Genomic DNA, 18845 nt, shown 5'->3' on the forward strand with positions numbered 1-18845 from the left:
TCCACCGTGGCGACGATTTCGGGCCCCCGCCGCTCGTCCGCCGGAGGTACGTCCGCACCGCCGCCCGCGTGCGTGGCGGCGGGCGGCGGTGCGGGCGGCGGTGCGGCTCGGCAGTGGCGGACGGCGGCCGGGGCGCGCCGGGTCAGGGAGGCGCGTGGCGGGTCGGCCGCCGGACGGTCAGCAGCTCAGGTTGGAGCCCGGAACGGTGCCGAGCAGCTGGGTGAAGCTCTGGTAGGCGTTGATCCGGCTCTGCACCTGCGCGGGGTTCCCGCCGTTGCACTCCAGGCTGCCGTTGATGCTGCGGATGGTCTCGCCGAATCCGTACCCGTTGACGATGGCGTTGTGCGGCGTCATGGTGCCGGGGCCGGTCTGGGTGTTCCAGTACCAGAGCGCGGTCTTCCAGGCGACGGCCGGGTCGGTCTGCACGAGGTTGGGGTTGCGCAGCAGGTCGATGCCCAGGGCGTCGCCGGCCGCCTTGTAGTTGAAGTTCCAGCTCAGCTGGATCGGGCCGCGGCCGTAGTACGCGGCCTGGCCGGCCGGGCAGCCGTAGGACTGCGAAGTGTCGCAGTAGTGCGGGTAGTTGGCGGTGTTCTGCTCGACCACGTAGACCAGGCCGCCGGTCTCGTGGTTGACGTTGGCGAGGAAGGCCGCCGCCTCCTGCTTGCGCACGGTGTCGGTGCCGGTGCCCGCGAAGGCGGGGTAGGCGGTGAGGGCGTCGAGCAGGCCCTGGTAGGTGTAGAAGGAGTTCCGGTTCGGGAACATCTGGTTGAACTGCGCCTGGCTGACCGGGAATCCGCCCGGGTTGGGGGTCACGGTGGTGGTCGGCGTCGGGGTCGGGTTGGGGCCGCAGGTGTAGGGCTCCCAGTACCAGGTGCTGATCACCGGGTCGTAGCCCGGGTTGTCGTGGGTGGCCCGGTAGAGGCCGCCGTTGGTGTACTTGACGATCGTGCCGGTGGTGTAGGTGCGGCCGGCGACCCAGTCCGGGTAGGCGCAGGTCCCGGACGTCGGGGTCGGGGTCGGGGTCGGCGTCGGACCGGTGCCGCAGGCACCTTGGTCGGCCCAGACGCCCGAGCCGGCGGTGCTCGGGGCCTCGCCCTGGGTCCACCACTTCGCGGACCAGTTGTGGCCGTTGTACGAGGCTCCGGAGCCGCCGGTGTAGACGGCCGTCGAGCTCCAGGGCGTGGCGCAGACGGCGGCGCTGGCGTTGGCGGCGGGCAGCAGCAGGACGACTGCCAGTGCCGTGACGACGGCGGAGAGCAGTGCGAGCAGGCGTTTCGTTGACACTTGATCACCCCTTGTGCGGTGGGGGCCGCACGGTCGTGGAGGCGGGAAGGTCGGGGCAGGGAGTGGGCCCCGCGGCGTGGGGGCTCGTCGTGGGGGACGGGCCGACCGGGGTGCGGGCCGGTGCGGGGCTGGCCCAGACTCAAGCGGAATGGTCTAAACCTGTCAAGAGTGCCCGGCGAGGGTCCGGGCCGGAGCCGGCTCCTGCGACCCGCACGTCACGCACGTCACGCGCACCCGCGGTGGGGCCCCGCCGCAGGTGCGCGGCCCCTGTGCGCCGCACCCGCGCCCACTCCGCCCGCAGGAGCCGGGACCGCGGTGCCCGCCGCAGCTGCGCCGACCGCGTCTCGCCATCTGGAAGGATGGGCGGGTGGACGAAACCCCTGACCCCGCCGCCCGGTCGGGCCCCGGCGCACCGATCAGGTCGGGCATCCCGGAGCACGGCCGGGTGCCCAAGTACTACGCCGTCAAGGGGCGGCTGGAGGAACTGCTCGACGAGCTCGGCGAGGGCGGCGTGCTGCCGACCGAACGCGAGCTGGCCGCCCGCTTCGAGGTGGCCCGCGAGACGCTCCGCCAGGCCCTGCGCGACCTGCTGATCCAGGGCAGGGTCCGCCGGCGCGGGCGCAGCACGGTGGTGGCCGGGCCCAAGCTGGAGCAGCCGCTCTCGCTGGCCAGCTACACCGAGGGGGTCCGCCGCCAGGGCCGGATCCCCGGCCGCACCCTGATCGGGCTGGAACGGCTCGGCGCCGAAGCGCAGTTGGCCGGCCAGCTGCGGATCGCGCCGGGCGAGCCGGTCTGGCACCTGGAGCGGGTCCTGCTCGCGGACGGCGAGCGGGTCGGGCTGGAGAGCACCTACCTGGCGGTGGGGCGGGTTCCGGCACTGGACGTGGAGTTCGACCCCGGGTCCTCGCTGTACGCGTTCCTGGCGGAGAAGGCGGGCATCACCTTCGGTGCGGCCGACGAGCGGATCGAGACGGTGCTGGCCACTCCGCGCGAGGCCCTGCTGATCGGCACCCCGCCCGCGCTGCCGATGCTGCTGCTGCACCGGCTGACCAGGGATCCGTCCGGCGTCCCCGTGGAGCGGGTGCGCTCGCTCTACCGGGGTGACCGGTTCAGCTTCACCACCCGGCTGGAGGCCGGCTGACGCCGTGGGCGGTGCCGCCGGCGCGGGCCGAGTGCCGCCCTGCCCGCTGCCCCCTGTCGCCTAGTCGCCCTGTCGTCCTGTCGCCTTGCCGATCTGTAGCTCCGCGGCTCCGCGGCTCCGCGCCATCTTAATCACGAAAGCATAACGGGTCTGGACCGAATTTCGAGCGCTGTTCACGCCCGGGTCGGGAGCCGGGCCACCGCCGTCCACCCGTCGCTCCGACCGTAGTCACCGCCCCTTCCTCGCCATGACGCAGCATCAGGAGGACGACGTGACCCCGCAGCGCCCCGCCACCCCCGAGCCCGCCCCCGCCGGCCCCGGCACCCCCGCCACCCCCGGCCCCTCCCGCCGCGGCCTGCTCCTCGGCGCCGCCGCAGCCGTACTCGCCGCCGGCCCGCTGACCGCCACCGCCGCCCGCGCCGCGACCGCGGCCACCGCCGCAGTGGCCGGCCGCACCCCCAAGGTGCTGGTCATCGGCCTCGACGGCACCATGCTCAACCGCATCAAGGAGGCCGGCGCCGGCAGCCTCGACGCGCTGATGGCCGGCGGCCTCACCGCCGCCGGCAGCCTCTACGCCAACCCCATGGCCGGCACCTCCTCCGGCCCCGGCTGGTCCACCGTCGCCACCGGCGTCTGGCCGGACAAGCACAACGTCCGCGACAACGACTTCACCGCCCCCGCCTTCGCCGCCTACCCGGACTTCCTCACCCGCGCCGAGGCCGCGAAGCCCGCGCTCAACACCTACGTGGTCGCCTCCTGGGCGCCGATCGCCGACACCATCTACTCCGGCCGGGTCGACACCCGCGTGGCCACCCCGTCCGCCGAGTACGACGCCGGCACCACCTCCCGCGCCGTCGCGCGGCTCCGCGACACCGACCCGGACGCGGTCTTCGTCCAGCTCGACAACGTCGACCACGCCGGCCACAGCAGCGGCTCCGCCAGCGCGGCCTACCTGGCCGCGATCCGCGGCGTGGACGCCCAGGTCGGCCAGATCCTCGCGGCCGTCCGCGGGCGCGCCTCCTACGCGCAGGAGGACTGGCTGGTCATGGTCACCGCCGACCACGGGCACACCCCCACCGGCGGCCACGGCGGCTCCACCTGGGAGGAGCGGCAGACCTTCGTCATCGCCAACGGCTCGGCGTTCCCGGCCGGCTCGGTCCGGTACGACGTGCGCATGGTGGACATCGCGCCCACCGCGCTCGCCCACCTCGGCATCGCCGTCGACCCGGCCTGGGGCCTCGACGGCAGCCCGATCCCGAGCCTCCTCCCGGACGCCTTCGACACGCTGCGCCCGCAGCTGACCGGCCGGGTCGACGAGACCGGCATCGCGGCCGGGGTCCTCGGCTTCACCCACACCCCGCCGAGCGGCTGGTCGGTGGACGACTCCGCGATGGGCACCGGCGGCGTCACCGAGTGGCGCGGCTGGTCGTTCACCACCGACGAGTTCTGGACCAAGGCCCAGCGCGACCAGTCCCGCGAGCTGAACGTCCGCTCCCGCAACGTGTTCGCCGTCGCGGACTCCGACGAGTGGGCCGACAAGACGTTCAAGGGCAGCTACGACTCCACCCTGGTCACCCCCGAGTACCCGGTCGCCGGGCGGGCCACCGTGCCGGTCTCCTTCACCACCTACTACCGGCCGGAGGGCGTCCAGACCGCCCAGGTGCTCGCGGTCTGGGACGGTGGCACGCCGGTCCAGGTGAAGAGTTACACCGCCGAGACCAACGGCACGCAGACCCTGGACCTGGCCGTCCCGGCCGGTGCGAGCCGGTTGCGGCTGCGGTTCCGGTACACCGGCAGCAACAACTGGTACTGGGTGCTCGACAACGTCCGGGTCGGCTAGTTCGGCCGGGTCGGCCCGGTCGCCCGGCGGTCGGTTCGGCTAGTAGGGCCGGTCGCGCGACCGGTCACCCGACCGGAGACCGGCCCGGTCGTCCACCCGGCTGCCGGCCTGGTCGTCTGCCTGGTCGCCTGCCTGATCGCCGGCCTGGTCGTCTGCTCGGTCACCGGCGTCCCCCGGCGGGGCGAGCGCGGCCCGCAGCCGTGCGGCGACCTCGGCCGCTTCCGCCTCGTCGGGGTACTTCCCGCGCGGCCAGAAGAAGCCGCGCAGCCCGTCCTTCGGGTTGCGCGGCACCACGTGGACGTGGAGGTGCGGCACCGACTGGCTGATCCGGTTGTTCGCCGCGACGAAGCTGCCCGCCGCCCCCATCCCGTGCTCCACCGCCGCCGCCACCCGCCGCACCCGCAGGAAGAACGGGCCCACCTCCGACTCCGGCAGGTCGGCCAGGGTGCGGTGGTGGGCGCGCGGCACGACCAGCACGTGGCCGGGGAAGAGCGGCCGGCGGTCGAGGAAGGCCACGGCCGCCTCGTCGTCCAGCACCCGGTGCGCGGGCTCCGTGCCGGCCACCACCGCACAGAAGACGCAGTCCATCCGTCCATTCAAACGGCCTCCCGCCGTCCCGGCGCGCCGGTGGGGCGGCGTCACCCGTCCGGACCCCGACCGGGTGCGGCCCGCCCGGCCCCGGGCGCACCGTGCAGGAGGGGGCGCGCGGCGCGCCCCGTCGACGAGGAGGTGGCCCGGATGGCGGGCAAGTTCGAGGTGTACGAGGACGCCGGCGGAAAGTTCCGGTTCCGGCTCAAGGCGGGCAACGGCGAGATAGTCGCGACCGGCCAGGGCTACGTGAGCAAGGACGCGGCCCACAAGGGCGTCGAGGCTGTCCAGCGGGCGGCCGCGGGCGCGGCCGTGGTGGACGTGGCCAGGGCCGCGGCCTGACGCCCGGCCCGCGTCGCGCGCGGAAGAGCCGGCCCGGACGGGGAAGCACGTCCGGACCGGCTCTCGCGCGCCGTGATCCGTACCGGCAGCTCGCCACTCGGGCGGCAGGCCGGTGCTCGTACCCGTGGGCCGCTACTCGTACCGGTAGAGCAGCGACTCCCGCTCGCTCTGCTCGATGGCCGCGATGGTGAGCGACGGGTCCCCGAGGTGGGAGAGGGTGACCTCGGCCGACGTCGGCTGGGCGTCCTTGGCGAGCCAGTTCTCCGGCTTCCACGCCGAGGAGCGCAGGAACGCCTTCGGGCAGTGCGCGTAGACCTCCTCGACCGCCACCACGATCGCGCTGCGCGGCGGCTTGCCGACCGCCGTCAGCTGCTCCAGCAGCCGGGGATCGGTGGACACGCAGGCCCGGCCGTTGACCCGGAGCGTGGTGTCCCGGCCCGGGACCACGAAGAGCAGCCCGACCTGACCGGTCTCGACGACGTTGTGCAGGGTGTCGAGCCGCTTGTTGCCGGTCGCGTCCGGGATGGCCAGGGTGTGGTCGTCCAGGACCGACACCAGTCCGGCCGGTCCGCCGCGCGGGGAGACGTCGCACCGGCCCTCCGCGTCCGCGCTGGCCACGAAGACCAGCGACGAGCAGGCGATCAGCCGGCGGGCCACCGCGTGGATGTGGTCCACCTGCTTGCGCCGCGCGTGGTCGTTGGGCTGCTCGTAGACCTCCCGCAGACCCGCCGCGTCGCGTACGGCGTCCGCGCTGAGCGCCTCGAACAGGCCGCCGGGCCCGCTCGGCGCACCCTGCCCGGTGGTTGACGGAACGACAGTCTCCGATGTGCTGGTCATACCGGAAATCTAGCGGAGGCCCCTTCGGCGGCCGCCCGGAGGCGCCGGAAAAAGACCGCCGGAACCCTCGCCACCAGCGGCTTTGCGCCGATAATGGGGCCAGGGCGCTCCTGAGGGAGGCGGTTGCCGTGATCGTCAGGATCTGGGCCGGCCAGGTCATGGCCGGGCATGTCGACGAGTTCTGCAGGCTGCTGGCCGCCGAGGTGGTCCCGCAGCTCGGGAAGGCCGACGGCTGTCTGGGCGGCGAACTGCTGCGCTCCGTCACCGACGGCGGCCACCGCGTGCTCGTGGTGAGCCGCTGGCGAGACGAGGAGGCGCTGCGCGGGTACGCGGGGCCGATGTGGCGGATCCGGCCGGTCTGGTCGGAGGGCGAGCCGCGCTACCTGGCCCACCCGCCCGAGGTCACCCACTTCACCCAGGTCCCCACGCTCTGAGCACCGTCCGCGCGGCCGGGCAGCCCGGGACGCCCCCGGCCGAACACCCCCGGCCGAACACCCCGGCCGAACACCCCGGCCGGGCAGCCCCGGCCAGCGGGCACCGGGCTCACGCCGGACACCGGGCTCACCCCGGGCCACCCCCGGGGCCGGGCACCGCCCGCGGGCTCAGGGGCTCAGGGGATCGGACGACCAGCGGGGATCAGACGACCAGCGGCACCGGGTGCACCTCGTCCGCCGGGTGTCCGGAACGCTCGTGGACCCGCTGCACGGCCTCCTTCGACGGCCCCTCGGAGAGGCAGTAGACGATGCCCGACTCCGGGTCCGCCCAAGCCTGTTGGAACCGCACGCCCTCCTCGGCCTGGATCGCCAGGTCGGCCTCGTGCGCCATCCGCAACTCGTCCTGCGTGATGCCGGCCATCCCGTGGTGGACGTCCATGAACTTCGCCATCGCGCTGCACCTCCTGGAGCCTGCGGCGGACCACCGCCGTCCGCGAGCCGCACCCGCGGGACCGCGTCCGCCTACCACCAGCGTGCGCCCGGCGCACCCCGGACCGCCACCGGGAGCCCGGCGCGTGCCGTGCCCGCCGTGCGCTTCCGTCCGCGGGCATTCCCGCCCGTCGCGTGAAACAGGCCACAGCCGGGCCCTCTCCCTGGGGCCGCGCGGATCATGGCACAATGACGGCAGTAGTAGCAGTGACGTTCAGCGCACTCCGGGGTCGGTGAAAATCCGAACCGGCGGTTACAGTCCGCGACCCGTCCGCAGCCAGCGGCCGGTTGACCAGGTGAAATTCCTGGACCGACGGTTAAAGTCCGGATGGGAGGCGTGCGCGACGGACGAGAGAGCGGTACCCGTGGTCCCCCGGTGGGCCTCGGGAGGTGTGCGCGACGGAGGAGGTCTCCTCTGCCGTCCGCTGGTTGGCGGCGACCCGGCGACGGGTGGTGCCGTCGGTCGGCGACCCGCGCACCCGTGCCCCCGTCCGTGGTCATCTCCCATGCCACCGCCCCGGAGTCCGCGCCCCAAGCGCGAGGAGAACCCGGGTGTTCACCGGCATCATCGAAGAGCTCGGCGAGGTCGTGTCGATCGAGGAGATCGGCGACTCCTCGCGAATCCGCCTGCGTGGTCCGGTGGTCTGTCAGGACGCGCGCCACGGCGACTCGATCGCGGTGAACGGCGTCTGCCTGACCGTCGTCGACAGCCCCGACGAACTGGCCGCCGGTACCGGTGAGTTCAGCGCCGATGTGATGGCGGAGACGCTCCACCGTTCCAGTCTCGGCGAGTTGAAGCCCGGTTCGCGGGTCAACCTCGAACGCGCCATGGCGCTCGGCGCCCGGCTCGGCGGCCACCTGGTGCAGGGCCATGTCGACGCCACCGGGCGGCTGTTGAGCCGTGAGCCGGGCGAGCGCGACGCGGCAGGCGACCTCCGCTGGGAGGTGCTGCGCTTCTCGCTGCCCGAGTCGGTCTCCCGCTACCTGGTGGAGAAGGGCTCGATCACCGTCGACGGCGTCAGCCTCACCGTGGTCGATGCGGCCCGTGACAGCTTCACCGTCAGCCTCATCCCGGCCACCCTCGCGCTGACCACGCTCGGCACCAAGGCCGTCGGCGAGAGCGTCAACCTGGAGGTCGACGTCCTCGCCAAGTACGTGGAGCGGCTGCTGGAGTCCCGCGCCCTCCCCGCGCTGCCCGCTCTCCCCACCCTTCCCGCCTTCCCCGAGGCGACTCCCGCCCTCCCCGAGACGAACGCCGGAGAGAACAAGTGAACTGGCTCAACGGCACCGTCCACCTCTTCGGCCAGGACGTCTACCGGTCGGACATCATCGGCAACCTGCTCGGTCTCACCGCGCTCGCGCTCGGCTGGCGCCGGTCCCGGCTGACCTGGCCGGTCCAGCTGCTCTCCGGCGTCATCCTGGTCGGCGCCTACTGGTCCGCCCACCTCAGCGGGGGCGTCGGCAAGCAGGTCGTGGTCATCCTCGCCGCCGTCTGGGGCTGGACCCGGTGGCAGCGCGGCAAGCACGGCGACGGCGACGTCGAGGTCCGCTTCGCCACCGGCCGCGAACGCGCCGTGCTGATCGCCGGCACCGCGCTCGGCACCCTGGCCGTCGGCACGCTGTTCACCGTCTACCCGCAACTGTCCTGGGACGCCTGGCCGGACGCCTACATCTTCGTCGGCACGCTGGCCGCGATGGTGGCCCAGGCCCGCGGCTGGGTCGAGTTCTGGTTCGCGTGGGTCGCCGTCGACCTGGTCGGCGTCCCGCTCGCCTTCAACAACGGGCTGGTCTTCTCCGGCTTCACCTACTCCATCTACTTCGTCCTGGTGCTGCTCGGCCTGCGCGCCTGGTGGCTGCGCGGCCGCACCAGCCGTCCCTCGACCGACCGCGTTCTCCAGGGAGCCTCCGCATGACCGAGAACCAGCCCGAGAAGCAGTCCGCGCACCACACCGGTGAGCACGTCGGTGGACACCTCGGCGAGTACACCGGTGAGCCGACGGGAGACCACGCGGGTGGTCCCGACCTCGTCCTCGACCCGGTCGAGCGGGCCATCTCCGACATCGCGCTCGGCCGCGCCGTGATCGTGGTCGACGACGAGGACCGCGAGAACGAGGGCGACATCGTCTTCGCAGCCTCCGCCGCCACCCCCGAGCTGATGGCGTTCACCATCCGCTACAGCTCCGGCGTGATCTGCGCCCCGATGACCGGCGGCGAACTGGACCGGCTCAAGCTCCCGCCGATGACCCAGGTCAACGAGGACCGCAAGGGCACCGCGTACGCCGTCTCGGTCGACGCCCGCGAGGGGGTCTCCACCGGCATCTCGGCGGCCGACCGGGCCCGCACCGTCCGACTGCTCGCCTCGCCCGGCACCGGGGCCGGCGACCTGGCCCGCCCCGGGCACGTGTTCCCGCTGCGCGCCGTCGACGGCGGCGTGCTGGTCCGGCCCGGCCACACCGAGGCCGCCGTCGACCTGGCCCGGCTCGCCGGGCTGGCGCCGGCCGGCGCGATCGCCGAGGTGGTCAACGACGACGGCAGCATGGCGCGGCTGCCCGAGCTGGTCGCCTTCGCCCGTGAGCACGGCCTGGCGATCATCTCGATCGAGGACCTGATCGCCTACCGCCGCCGGACCGAGCTGCACGTCGGCCGGGCCGCCGTCACCTCCCTGCCCACCGAGTTCGGCGAGTTCACCGCCGTCGGCTACCAGGGCACCATCGACGGGGTCGAGCACATCGCCCTGGTCGCCGGCGGGCTGGACGCGGACGGCCGGCTCCCGGACGGCGAGGACGTCCTGGTGCGGGTCCACTCGGAGTGCCTGACCGGCGACGTCTTCGGCTCGCTGCGCTGCGACTGCGGTCCGCAGCTGCAGTCCTCGCTGCGGCGGGTCGCCGAGGCCGGCCGCGGCGTGGTGCTCTACCTGCGCGGCCACGAGGGCCGGGGCATCGGGCTGGCGCACAAGCTGCGCGCCTACGAGCTCCAGGAGCAGGGACGGGACACCGTCGACGCCAACCTCGACCTGGGCCTGCCCGCGGACGCCCGCGACTACAGCATCGGCGCGCAGATGCTCTGCGACCTCGGGGTCCGCTCGCTCACCCTGCTGACCAACAACCCGGAGAAGCTGACCGCGCTCACCGAGCACGGGCTGAAGGTCAAGGGTCGCGAGGCGGTGGAGATCCCGGCCGGTGAGCACAACGCCCGCTACCTGCGGACCAAGCGCGACCGGATGGGCCACGACCTGCCCGGCCTCGGTTCCTGACCGGCGAGGCCCGCGCCACCACCGCCCACGCACCACCCGGTACCGCCCACGCACCACCCGGCACCACCCGGCACCACCCGCGTACCCGCCCCACCCCACCGCACCGCCGAATCACCGAAAGGCACCAGCACATGAGCGGCCACGGAGCCCCCGAGCTGACCATCGACAACGCCGCCGGCCTCAAGGTCGCCGTGATCGCCGCCCAGTGGCACGAGCAGGTAATGAACGGCCTCCTCGACGGCGCCCACCGCGCCCTGAAGGAGCTGGGCGTCGCCGAGCCGACCGTCCTGCGCGTCCCCGGCACCTTCGAGCTGCCGGTGGCGGCCAAGCGGCTCGCCGACCGCGGTTACGACGCCGTGATCGCCCTCGGCGTCGTCATCCGCGGGGGCACCCCGCACTTCGACTACGTCTGCCAGGCCGCCACCGCCGGGCTCACCCAGGTCAGCGTGGACACCGGCGTGCCGGTCGGCTTCGGCGTGCTGACCTGCGACAACGAGCAGCAGGCGCTGGACCGGGCGGGCCTGCCGGGCTCCGCCGAGGACAAGGGCCACGAGGCCGTCACCGCCGCCGTCGCCACCGCCGTCACGCTGCGCGCGCTCTGAGCCGCGGGGCGGACCCCGGCGGCACGCCCGCCGGCGCCAGGCCGCCCCCTCCGCGCTCCCGGACCGTGGACGTCCACCGGACTGTCCACGGTCCGGGACCGTTTACCGCCCGTAAGCCCGCACGCCGTAAGGTGAGTGCATCATGGCTTCGAAGACATTCGAGGAGCTCTTCACCGAGCTCCAGCAGAAGGCCGCCACCGGCGACCCCTCGTCCTCCCGTACCGCGCAGCTCGTCCAGCAGGGCGTCCATGCGATCGGCAAGAAGGTCGTCGAGGAGGCCGCCGAGGTATGGATGGCCGCCGAGTTCCAGTCGGACGAGCAGACCGCCGAGGAGATCTCGCAGCTCCTCTACCACCTTCAGGTGATGATGGTCGCCCGCGGGCTGACGCTCGACGACGTCTACAAGTACCTCTAGAACCCGGCCCGGCAAGAACCCCCCCCGCCACACCCAACAGGTAAGGAACTGACCTCCATGCTGCGCATCGCCGTACCCAACAAGGGTTCGCTCTCGGGTCCCGCGGCGGAGATGCTCCATGAGGCCGGCTACCGCCAGCGCAAGGACGCCAAGGAACTGGTGCTGGTCGACCCGGGCAACCAGGTCGAGTTCTTCTTCCTCCGCCCGCGCGACATCGCCGTCTACGTCGGCTCCGGCCGCCTCGACGTCGGCATCACCGGCCGCGACCTGCTGCTGGACTCGCACTCCAACGCGGAGGAGGTGCTCGCCCTCGGCTTCGGCGGCTCCACCTTCCGCTTCGCCCGCCCGGAGGGCGTGGACGTCCAGGACGTGCAGGGGCTGGAGGGTCTGCGGATCGCCACCTCCTACACGGGCCTGGTCGAGCAGCACCTCGCCGACCACGGGGTCAAGGCCACCGTCACCAAGCTGGACGGTGCGGTGGAGACCGCCGTGCAGCTGGGCGTCGCCGACGTGATCGCCGACGTGGTGGAGACCGGCACCAGCCTGCGGAACGCGGGTCTGGAGGTGTTCGGCGAGCCGATCCTGGTCTCCGACGCCGTGGTGATCCGCCCGAAGGGCGCCGGCGAGGACGCGGCCGTCGACCAGTTCCTGCGCCGCCTGCAGGGCGTGCTGGTGGCCCGCCGCTACGTGCTCATGGACTACGACATCCGCGCCGAGAACGTCACCGCCGCCGTCGGGCTCACCCCGGGCCTGGAGTCGCCGACCGTCTCCCCGCTGCACACCGAGGGCTGGGTGGCCGTCCGCGCCATGGTGCTCCGCAAGGAGGCCCAGCGGATCATGGACGACCTGTGGGGCATCGGCGCCCGGGCGATCCTGGTCACCAACATCCACGCTTGCCGACTCTGATCGGCCTGCCGCCTGCGGCCGCGCAGGTAAGCACCGGTTGAATGGGGCGGGGACGCCGTGCGGCGTCCCCGCCCTTTCCCCTGCCCCAGCCGTCGAACCACCCGGAGTCCCTCGTGTCCACCCCCGCCGAGTTCCCCGTCACCTGGGCGCCGCGTCGCACCCGGGCCGTCCTGCTGCCGGTCTGCGCGCTGCTGGTGGTGCTGTTCGCCGTGATGGCGGTCGCACTTCCGGCGAACTGGCAGTTCAACGACCGGGCGATGATGGCGCTCAGCGGCGTGCTCTTCGCCTCGGTGGGCCTGATGCTGGCCCGCCCCCGGGTCAGTGCCGACGCCGAGGGCGTCACCGTCGTCAACTTCGTCCGCCGCCGTCGCCTGGCCTGGGCCGAGATCGTCCGGGTCAACTTCCGCCAGGGCGACCCGTGGGCCACCCTCGACCTCGCGGACGGCACCTCGCTGGCCGCCGTCGGCATCCAGTCCGGTGTCGGCAAGGCCCAGGCCATCGCGGACGCCCGCGCGCTGCGCGACCTGGTCGAGCGCCGCGGCCGCTGAGCGCAGCGGCGACCGAGCACCGAGCACCGAGGCCGCGGGGCGCCGAGGCCGCCGGGCGCCGCGGCCGTTGGCGGGTCCGAACACTGATCCGACGGCCGTACGGGTATCGTCTACGCTGATTAAAGCGGGGCAAAGGCATTGTCCTGCCCGAAAACGACCTGAGGAGTGACACCCCCCGTCCATGGACGATCCGTCCGGTAGTACCTGCGCCGCCCGACTTCCGACCGCCGGAAGGCAGGCGGCACTGTGATCACCGCCTGGCTGCTGTTGCTCGCAGCCGTTCTGCTCATCCTCGCCAACGGCCTGTTCGTGGCAGCCGAGTTCGCCTTCGTGACCGTCGAGCGCGGTGCCGTCGAGCGCTCCGCCGAGGCGGGCGACGCCAAGTCCCGCCGGGTCTCCCGGGCCCTGCGGCACCTCTCCTTCGAGCTCTCCGGCGCCCAGCTCGGGATCACCGTCACCTCGCTGGTGGTCGGCATGCTCGCCGAGCCGGCGCTCTCCGTCCTCCTGAAGCCCGTGCTCACCGGGATCGGGCTGCCCGACGGCGCCGCCCGCGGCGCCGGCGTGATCATCGGCATGGTGCTCGCCACCGTGGTCCAGATGGTGATCGGCGAACTGGTCCCGAAGAACTGGGCGATCTCCCGGCCGCTCCAGGTGGCCCGCGCGGTCGCCGCACCGCACATGACGTTCTCGCGCGTCTGCCGCCCGCTGATCAGCGTCCTGAACGGCTCGGCCGACCGGATGGTGCGCGCCTTCGGGATCGAGCCGCAGGAGGAGCTGGGCCACGCCCGGACCCCCGCCGAACTGGTCTCGCTCGCCCGCCACTCGGCCAGGGCGGGGGCCATAGACGAGGAGTCCGCCACCCTGTTCGTGCGGACCCTGGGCCTCGGCGACCTCACCGCCGAGTCCGTGATGACCCCGCGGGTCGACGTGGCCGCGCTCCAGCACGACGCCAGCGCCGCCGACGTCCTCAACCTCACCCGTGCCACCGGCCTCTCGCGCTTCCCGGTGTACAGCGACAGCCTCGACGAGGTCACCGGCACCGTCACCCTCAAGGACGCGCTCGCCGTCCCCGTCGACCGGCGCGCCCGCGTCCGGGTCTCCGACCTGGTCGTCCCGCCGCTGCTGGTGCCCGCGACGCTCCCGGCCGAACGACTGCTCGACCAGCTGCGCCGGCTCCAGCCGATGGCCATCGTGGTCGACGAGTACGGCGGCACGGCCGGCGTGGTGACCGTCGAGGACATCGTCGAGGAGATCGTCGGCGAGGTGCAGGACGAGCACGACCCGGCGGACACCCCCGAACTGCTGCCGCTGCCACCGGTCGACGGGCAGCCCGTCTGGGCCGCCGACGGCCGCGCCCGGCTCGACCAGCTGGAGGACATCGGCCTGCACGCCCCGGACGGCCCGTACGAGACCCTGGCCGGCCTGGTCACCGACCTGCTCGGCAAGCTGCCCGTCCCGGGCGAGCAGGCCGAGCTGCCCGGCTGGCGGTTCACCGTCGAGGCCGTGGACCGCCACCGGACCAGCCGGGTCCGGGTGGAACGCACCGACGAGCGGTACTTCTTCGGCGACGACGAGGACGTGACCCGATGACCGCGCTCCAACTGGCCGTCGCCGTCCTGCTGCTGCTCGGCAACGCCTTCTTCGTCGGCGCCGAGTTCGCCGTCGTCTCGGTCCGGCGCAGCCAGATCGAGCCGCTCGCCGAGGCGGGCAACAAGCGCGCCCGCACCGTCCTGCACGCGCTCTCCAACGTCTCCGCGATGCTCGCCGCGGCCCAGCTCGGCATCACCGTCTGCTCGCTGGGCCTCGGTGCGCTCGCCGAGCCGACCATCGCCCACCTGCTGGAGGGGCCGTTCCACGCGGTCGGCGTCCCGACCGGCCTGATGCACCCGCTGTCGTACGGCATCTCGCTGGCCGTCGTGGTCTACCTGCACATGGTGATGGGCGAGATGGTGCCCAAGAACATGGCGCTGGCCGGCCCCGAGAAGGCCGCGCTCTGGCTCGGCCCGCCGCTCGACCGCCTGGCCCGCTGGCTCACCCCGGTGATCGCGTTCCTGAACGCCTTCGCCAACGGCGTGCTCAAGCTGTTCAAGGTCGAGGGCAAGGACGAGGTGGAGTCGGTCTTCACCACCGAGCAGCTGATGTACCTGCTCGCCGACTCCCGGGACGCCGGACTGCTCGACGAGGACCGCCAGGAACGCCTGGAGGACGCCCTGGAGATGGGCCGCCGCCCGGTCACCGAGGTGCTGCTCACCCCCGAGCAGCTGGTCACCGTGGACACCAAGGTGACCGCCGCGCAGATCGAGGAGCTGGCGCTGCGCACCGGCTTCTCGCGCTTCCCGGTCACCGACGGGGACCCGGCCGGTCACGGCTACCTGGGGTACCTGCACCTCAAGGACATCCTGGACGTCGACGACCCCACCGCACCGGTCCCGGCCCGCCTCTGGCGGCCGATCACGGTGCTGCGCGGCACCCTCCCGCTGGACGACGCGCTCGGCGCGATGCGCAGGGCCGCCTGCCACCTGGCGGCCGTCCTCGACCAGGACGGGCGGACGCTCGGTGTCGTGATGCTGGAGGACGTGCTGGAGGAGCTGGTCGGCGAGGTCCACGACCCGGACCACCGCTCGGCGGCGTAGCCCCCGGGCCCCCAGCCCCCGGCCTCCGGCCTCCGGCCCCGCCCCCGCCCCCGGCCTCCGGCCCCGCCCCGGGGCCTCCGCCGGGCCCTTTCGCTCTGGGCGATACCGCTCTGAGCGTGCGGCCGTTCCCCTGTCGGCCACCTTCTGTGCAGGGTGGTCGGCATGAGGCTTCTACTGCTGGGTGGGACGGAGTTCGTCGGTCGCGCGGTCGCCGAGGACGCGGTGGCGAGGGGTTGGGAGGTGACGGTCTTCCACCGGGGGACGCACGCCCCGCCGGAGGGGGTGGCCGCCGTCCTGCACGGGGACCGGACGGCCGCGGACGGGCTCGCGGCGCTCGCCGAGGGGGAGTGGGACGCCGTCGTGGACACCTGGTCCGGCGCCCCGTCGGCGGTGCGTGACAGCGCCCGCCTGCTGGCCGGCCGGGTCGGCCGGTACGCGTACGTGTCGAGCCGCTCGGTGTACGCCTACCCGGCCCCGGCCGGCGCGGACGAGTCCGCGCCGGTGGTGGACGGCTCGCCCGACGACGGCGGCGAGGTGGCGTACCCGCAGGCCAAGCGGGGCGGCGAGCTGGCCGTGCTGGACGCCTTCGGCGACCGGGCGCTGCTGGTCCGGGCGGGGCTGATCCTCGGCCCGTACGAGAACATCGGCCGGCTGCCCTGGTGGCTGGGCCGGATCGCCCGCGGCGGCCCGGTGCTGGCCCCCGGGCCGCGCGGGCTCTCCGTGCAGTTCATCGACGGCCGGGACCTCGCGGCTTGGACGCTGGACGCCTTGGCGGGCGGGCGCGGCGGCGCGTACGACCTGGTCAGCCCGTCGGGGCACGCCACCATGGGCGGGCTGCTGGAGGCCTGCGTGGCGGCCACGGGCTCGGACGTCGAGCTGCGCTGGACGGAGCCCGGACCGATCCTGGCGGCCGGTGTCGAGCCGTGGAGCCACCTGCCGGTCTGGATCCCGCCGGGCGAGCTGTACGACACCATGCACGGCTCCGACGTCGCCAAGGCGGTGGCCGCCGGGCTGCGCTGCCGTCCGGTGGCGGAGACGGTCGCCGACACCTGGGCCTGGCTGACGGAGATCGGCGGCACCGCTCCGCAGCGCCCGGACCGGCCGCGGGTCGGCCTGGACCCGGAGCTGGAGGCCAAGGTGCTGGGCGGCTGAGCGGCCCGCCGACGGCAGGGCCGCCAGGGCCCTGCCCACCGGTCCGGGGCCGGGGCAGGCCCTGCCCACGGGCCCCGGACCGGCCAGGGCCCGGCGGCAGGGCCCGGCTCAGCCCCGGCCGTCGATCAGTTCGCCGTACGCCTGGACCAGGTCCGGCAGCCGCAGGGTGGCGAGGTCCTCACGGCCGGGCGGCTCGCGCAGCATGGTGAGCCGCAGGTCCCGGTAGGCGCAGGACTTCTCGTACAGGGTGCGGATGAACCGCCCGTTGCCCAGGTCGTCGATCCAGCCCTCGCGGACCACGTGGGTGCAGATCGAGGCCAGCTCCTCGGCGGCGTCCTCGTCCCAGCCGTCGCCGTCCAGCCCGGCGAGCGCGGCACCGATCGCGGTCAGCTCGCCGGGGCGGTAGCTGGGGAAGTCGACGCGGGTGGTGAAGCGGGAGTTGAGGCCCGGGTTGGTGGCGAGCAGCCGGTTCATGCCCTCGGGGTAGCCGGCCAGGATCACCACCAGCCGGTCGCGGTTGTCCTCGGCGCGCTTGAGCAGGACCTGGAGCGCCTCGTCGCCGTAGGCGTCGCCCTTGCTGTAACCGGAGTTGGAGAGGCTGTACGCCTCGTCGATGAAGAGCACACCGTCCAGGGCGGAGTCGATCAGCTCGTTCGCCTTGACCGCCGTCTGTCCGAGGAACTCGCCCACCAGGTCCGCTCGCTGGGCCTCGACCAGGTGGTCGCCGGAGAGCAGGCCGAGGGCGTGGAAGACCCGGCCGAGGATCCGGGCGACGGTGGTCTTCCCGGTGCCGGAGGGGCCGGAGAACACGAAGTGGCGCTTGGGCGGTTGGACCGGCAGGCCCTGTTCGGCGCGGAGCCGGGCCATCCGCAGCTGCGCGGAGAGCGCCCGGACCTGCCGCTTGACCGGCTCCAGGCCGACCATTCGCGAGAGCTCGGCCAGCGCCGCGTCCAACTCGGCCTGGTCGCCCTCGCGTTCGAGCGTGGCGTAGGTGTTGGCGGTGCGGGGGAGCACCTCGCCTCGGGCCGGTGCCGGGGACGCGGGCGCGGCGGGAGCCGGCAGCGGCGCGGTCGAACCGGAGCGCTCGCCGGCGGCCAGCGGCGGGGTGCCCGCCTCGCCGCCCGCCGTGGACCCGGGCCCGCCGGCGGGTCTGTTGTCGGTGCCGGTCCCGGCGGTGGCCGGAGCGGCCGGGTAGGGCTCGGCGTCCGGGCCGGGAGCATCCGCACCCGAACCGCCGGGCGCGTCGGCCAGGGGCTGGTCCAGCCGCTGCCCGTCCGGGTCCGCCGGGTCGGCCGTGTTCGCCGTGTCCGGGTCCTGCACGTCCGCGCCGAAGGCGTCGGCTCCGAACGCCTCCGCCCCGAGCCCGTCCGCCCCGAGTCCGTCCGCCCCGAGCCCGTCCGGGCCGTCCGGGCCCGCCGGGTCCGGCCCGAAGGCCCCGTAGCCCGCCGCGTCGAGCCCCGCCGGGTCCAGCGCGTCCAGAGCGTCCAGTGCGTCCAGGGAGTCCAGCGCGTCCTCCGCACCCCCGGCCCGGCCCGTCTCGCGGCCGCCCGCGCCCACCCCGCCGCCCGCGTCCAGCAGCGCGTCGGCGACGCCGTCCTCCGCCGAGATGGCCGCGAGCCGGGCCGCGGTGTCCATGAACGCCGGGTCGGCCCGGTGGACGGCCCGGTAGAGCGGCAGCGCGGCCGCGCTGCGCCCGGCGCCCTCGTACGAGCGGGCCAGCCAGTACCGCAGCTCCTTGCGCTGCGGCTGCTCCGAGCGGCAGCGGGCGAGCGAGGCGGCGAGCGGCGCCTGGGCCTGCGCGCACATGTCCAGCCGGACCCTCGCCATGCCCGCGAAGAGCCCCGCCTCGATGCCGAGCAGCGGGTCGTCCAGCAGCCGGTCGGTGTCCCGGATCAGCTGTTCCCAGTCCTTCAGCAGGTAGGACCGGCAGGCGTGCAGGAAACGTGCGGACGGGTCGTCGTCGGGGGCCGGGCACTGTTCCAACGCCTGGTCCAGCTCGGTGAGATGGCGTCCGTCGAGCCAGTGCGACGCGTGCGCGAGCGCGAGGTCGCGGGTGTCCTCCAGCACCGGCTGCACCCACCAGCCGAGCCAGTACCAGGAGCTGAGCGGCCGGCCGTGCCGGCGACGCTGCTCACCGAAACGTTTCTGGTGCCGGTACATGGCGAGCAAGGCGCCGGAGGTGTCGCTGCGCAGCGCGTGCAGGCCGAGCCAGGCGTCGGCCATGCCGGGGTCCAGCCGCACGGCGACGCGGAACTCCTCCTCGGCGCGCGAGTACGCGCCGGCCGTGTAGGCGTCCATGGCGCGCAGCCAGGCGCGGTCGGCGAGCCGGTTCGGCGCCGCGCCGCCCGCGTTGTTGCTGTCGGAACTCTCCACCGTCGTCA

Annotated in this window: 18 protein-coding genes, 1 pseudogene and 1 riboswitch; of the genes and pseudogenes, 14 read left to right on the forward strand and 5 right to left on the reverse strand. The window is 73.9% G+C overall.

The features are described from left to right. Positions 1-177: 177 nt before the first annotated feature. On the reverse strand, positions 178-1284 hold the full coding sequence (locus AC067J_RS15045; RefSeq protein WP_478299204.1) for a glycoside hydrolase family 19 protein: 1107 nt from the start codon (positions 1282-1284) through the stop codon (positions 178-180). 367 nt (positions 1285-1651) lie between these two features. On the opposite strand from AC067J_RS15045, the gene AC067J_RS15050 reads away from it, so the two are divergent. Beyond that, positions 1652-2425: a GntR family transcriptional regulator gene (locus AC067J_RS15050; RefSeq protein WP_478299206.1), complete on the forward strand. Its 774-nt coding sequence runs from the start codon at positions 1652-1654 to the stop codon at positions 2423-2425. A 247-nt stretch (positions 2426-2672) separates the two neighbouring features. Continuing rightward, positions 2673-4265 (forward strand): alkaline phosphatase family protein, encoded by a 1593-nt coding sequence (locus AC067J_RS15055; protein WP_478299208.1) that lies wholly within the window; start codon positions 2673-2675, stop codon positions 4263-4265. 183 nt (positions 4266-4448) lie between these two features. Here AC067J_RS15055 and AC067J_RS15060 read toward each other — a convergent pair. Continuing rightward, positions 4449-4853, reverse strand: a pseudogene (locus tag AC067J_RS15060) (HIT family protein); the annotation flags it as partial. Between the two features lie 150 nt (positions 4854-5003). Between AC067J_RS15060 and AC067J_RS15065 the strand changes: the two are divergent. Further along, positions 5004-5195 (forward strand): YegP family protein, encoded by a 192-nt coding sequence (locus tag AC067J_RS15065; protein ID WP_478299210.1) that lies wholly within the window; start codon positions 5004-5006, stop codon positions 5193-5195. A gap of 132 nt (positions 5196-5327) precedes the next feature. On the opposite strand, the gene AC067J_RS15070 is transcribed toward AC067J_RS15065, so the two are convergent. Further along, complete coding sequence (locus AC067J_RS15070; RefSeq protein ID WP_478299212.1) at positions 5328-6032, reverse strand: MSMEG_1061 family FMN-dependent PPOX-type flavoprotein; 705 nt, start codon at positions 6030-6032, stop codon at positions 5328-5330. A 128-nt stretch (positions 6033-6160) separates the two neighbouring features. Here AC067J_RS15070 and AC067J_RS15075 point away from each other — a divergent pair, with 128 nt between their 5' ends. Then, positions 6161-6466 carry an antibiotic biosynthesis monooxygenase family protein gene (locus AC067J_RS15075; protein ID WP_478299214.1) on the forward strand — a complete coding sequence of 102 codons (306 nt, stop codon included), beginning with the start codon at positions 6161-6163 and terminating at the stop codon, positions 6464-6466. 202 nt (positions 6467-6668) lie between these two features. Here the strand turns inward: AC067J_RS15075 and AC067J_RS15080 are convergent, their stop codons facing one another. Beyond that, on the reverse strand, positions 6669-6917 hold the full coding sequence (locus AC067J_RS15080; protein ID WP_478299216.1) for an SCO4226 family nickel-binding protein: 249 nt from the start codon (positions 6915-6917) through the stop codon (positions 6669-6671). Positions 6918-7171: 254 nt separating this feature from the next. After that, positions 7172-7299, forward strand: a riboswitch (FMN riboswitch). Between the two features lie 208 nt (positions 7300-7507). Between AC067J_RS15080 and AC067J_RS15085 the strand changes: the two genes are divergently transcribed. The 10 genes from AC067J_RS15085 (at position 7508) to AC067J_RS15130 (ending at position 16464) form a co-directional block, all read left to right on the forward strand. Further along, positions 7508-8227 carry a riboflavin synthase gene (locus AC067J_RS15085; RefSeq protein ID WP_478299218.1) on the forward strand — a complete coding sequence of 240 codons (720 nt, stop codon included), beginning with the start codon at positions 7508-7510 and terminating at the stop codon, positions 8225-8227. Next, the gene (locus AC067J_RS15090; protein ID WP_478299220.1) at positions 8224-8868 is read left to right on the forward strand and encodes a nicotinamide mononucleotide transporter family protein; all 645 of its coding nucleotides are present in this window, start codon (positions 8224-8226) and stop codon (positions 8866-8868) included. The genes AC067J_RS15085 and AC067J_RS15090 overlap by 4 nt, the downstream gene beginning before the upstream one ends. Continuing rightward, positions 8865-10208, forward strand: a complete 1344-nt coding sequence (locus AC067J_RS15095; RefSeq protein ID WP_478299222.1) for a bifunctional 3,4-dihydroxy-2-butanone-4-phosphate synthase/GTP cyclohydrolase II — start codon at positions 8865-8867, stop codon at positions 10206-10208. The genes AC067J_RS15090 and AC067J_RS15095 overlap by 4 nt, the downstream gene beginning before the upstream one ends. Before the next feature lie 131 nt (positions 10209-10339). After that, positions 10340-10810: a 6,7-dimethyl-8-ribityllumazine synthase gene (ribH, locus tag AC067J_RS15100; protein ID WP_327674970.1), complete on the forward strand. Its 471-nt coding sequence runs from the start codon at positions 10340-10342 to the stop codon at positions 10808-10810. A gap of 142 nt (positions 10811-10952) precedes the next feature. After that, positions 10953-11225 (forward strand): phosphoribosyl-ATP diphosphatase, encoded by a 273-nt coding sequence (locus AC067J_RS15105; RefSeq protein WP_030306151.1) that lies wholly within the window; start codon positions 10953-10955, stop codon positions 11223-11225. Between the two features lie 57 nt (positions 11226-11282). Continuing rightward, complete coding sequence (gene hisG, locus AC067J_RS15110; RefSeq protein ID WP_478299224.1) at positions 11283-12131, forward strand: ATP phosphoribosyltransferase; 849 nt, start codon at positions 11283-11285, stop codon at positions 12129-12131. A gap of 113 nt (positions 12132-12244) precedes the next feature. Continuing rightward, positions 12245-12679 (forward strand): PH domain-containing protein, encoded by a 435-nt coding sequence (locus AC067J_RS15115; RefSeq protein WP_478299226.1) that lies wholly within the window; start codon positions 12245-12247, stop codon positions 12677-12679. 246 nt (positions 12680-12925) lie between these two features. Beyond that, positions 12926-14269, forward strand: coding sequence for a hemolysin family protein (locus AC067J_RS15120; RefSeq protein ID WP_478299228.1), 1344 nt, complete (start codon positions 12926-12928; stop codon positions 14267-14269). Then, positions 14266-15312 (forward strand): hemolysin family protein, encoded by a 1047-nt coding sequence (locus tag AC067J_RS15125; RefSeq protein WP_478299230.1) that lies wholly within the window; start codon positions 14266-14268, stop codon positions 15310-15312. The genes AC067J_RS15120 and AC067J_RS15125 overlap by 4 nt, the downstream gene beginning before the upstream one ends. A 162-nt stretch (positions 15313-15474) precedes the next feature. After that, positions 15475-16464 carry an NAD-dependent epimerase/dehydratase family protein gene (locus tag AC067J_RS15130; RefSeq protein WP_478299231.1) on the forward strand — a complete coding sequence of 330 codons (990 nt, stop codon included), beginning with the start codon at positions 15475-15477 and terminating at the stop codon, positions 16462-16464. A 108-nt stretch (positions 16465-16572) separates the two neighbouring features. On the opposite strand, the gene AC067J_RS15135 is transcribed toward AC067J_RS15130, so the two are convergent. Next, complete coding sequence (locus AC067J_RS15135; RefSeq protein ID WP_478299232.1) at positions 16573-18837, reverse strand: AAA family ATPase; 2265 nt, start codon at positions 18835-18837, stop codon at positions 16573-16575. Between the last annotated feature and the right edge of the window lie 8 nt (positions 18838-18845).

The sequence above is a fragment of the Kitasatospora sp. NPDC042419 genome (genome assembly GCF_056437345.1).

Coding starts and splice junctions, on each gene's coding strand:
- AC067J_RS15070 (WP_478299212.1), bottom strand. CDS start 6,032: ATGACCAGCACATCGGAGACTGTCGTTCCGTCAACCACCGGGCAGGGT.
- AC067J_RS15130 (WP_478299231.1), top strand. CDS start 15,475: ATGAGGCTTCTACTGCTGGGTGGGACGGAGTTCGTCGGTCGCGCGGTC.
- AC067J_RS15105 (WP_030306151.1), top strand. CDS start 10,953: ATGGCTTCGAAGACATTCGAGGAGCTCTTCACCGAGCTCCAGCAGAAG.
- AC067J_RS15055 (WP_478299208.1), top strand. CDS start 2,673: ATGACGCAGCATCAGGAGGACGACGTGACCCCGCAGCGCCCCGCCACC.
- hisG (WP_478299224.1), top strand. CDS start 11,283: ATGCTGCGCATCGCCGTACCCAACAAGGGTTCGCTCTCGGGTCCCGCG.
- ribH (WP_327674970.1), top strand. CDS start 10,340: ATGAGCGGCCACGGAGCCCCCGAGCTGACCATCGACAACGCCGCCGGC.
- AC067J_RS15125 (WP_478299230.1), top strand. CDS start 14,266: ATGACCGCGCTCCAACTGGCCGTCGCCGTCCTGCTGCTGCTCGGCAAC.
- AC067J_RS15080 (WP_478299216.1), bottom strand. CDS start 6,917: ATGGCGAAGTTCATGGACGTCCACCACGGGATGGCCGGCATCACGCAG.
- AC067J_RS15065 (WP_478299210.1), top strand. CDS start 5,004: ATGGCGGGCAAGTTCGAGGTGTACGAGGACGCCGGCGGAAAGTTCCGG.
- AC067J_RS15095 (WP_478299222.1), top strand. CDS start 8,865: ATGACCGAGAACCAGCCCGAGAAGCAGTCCGCGCACCACACCGGTGAG.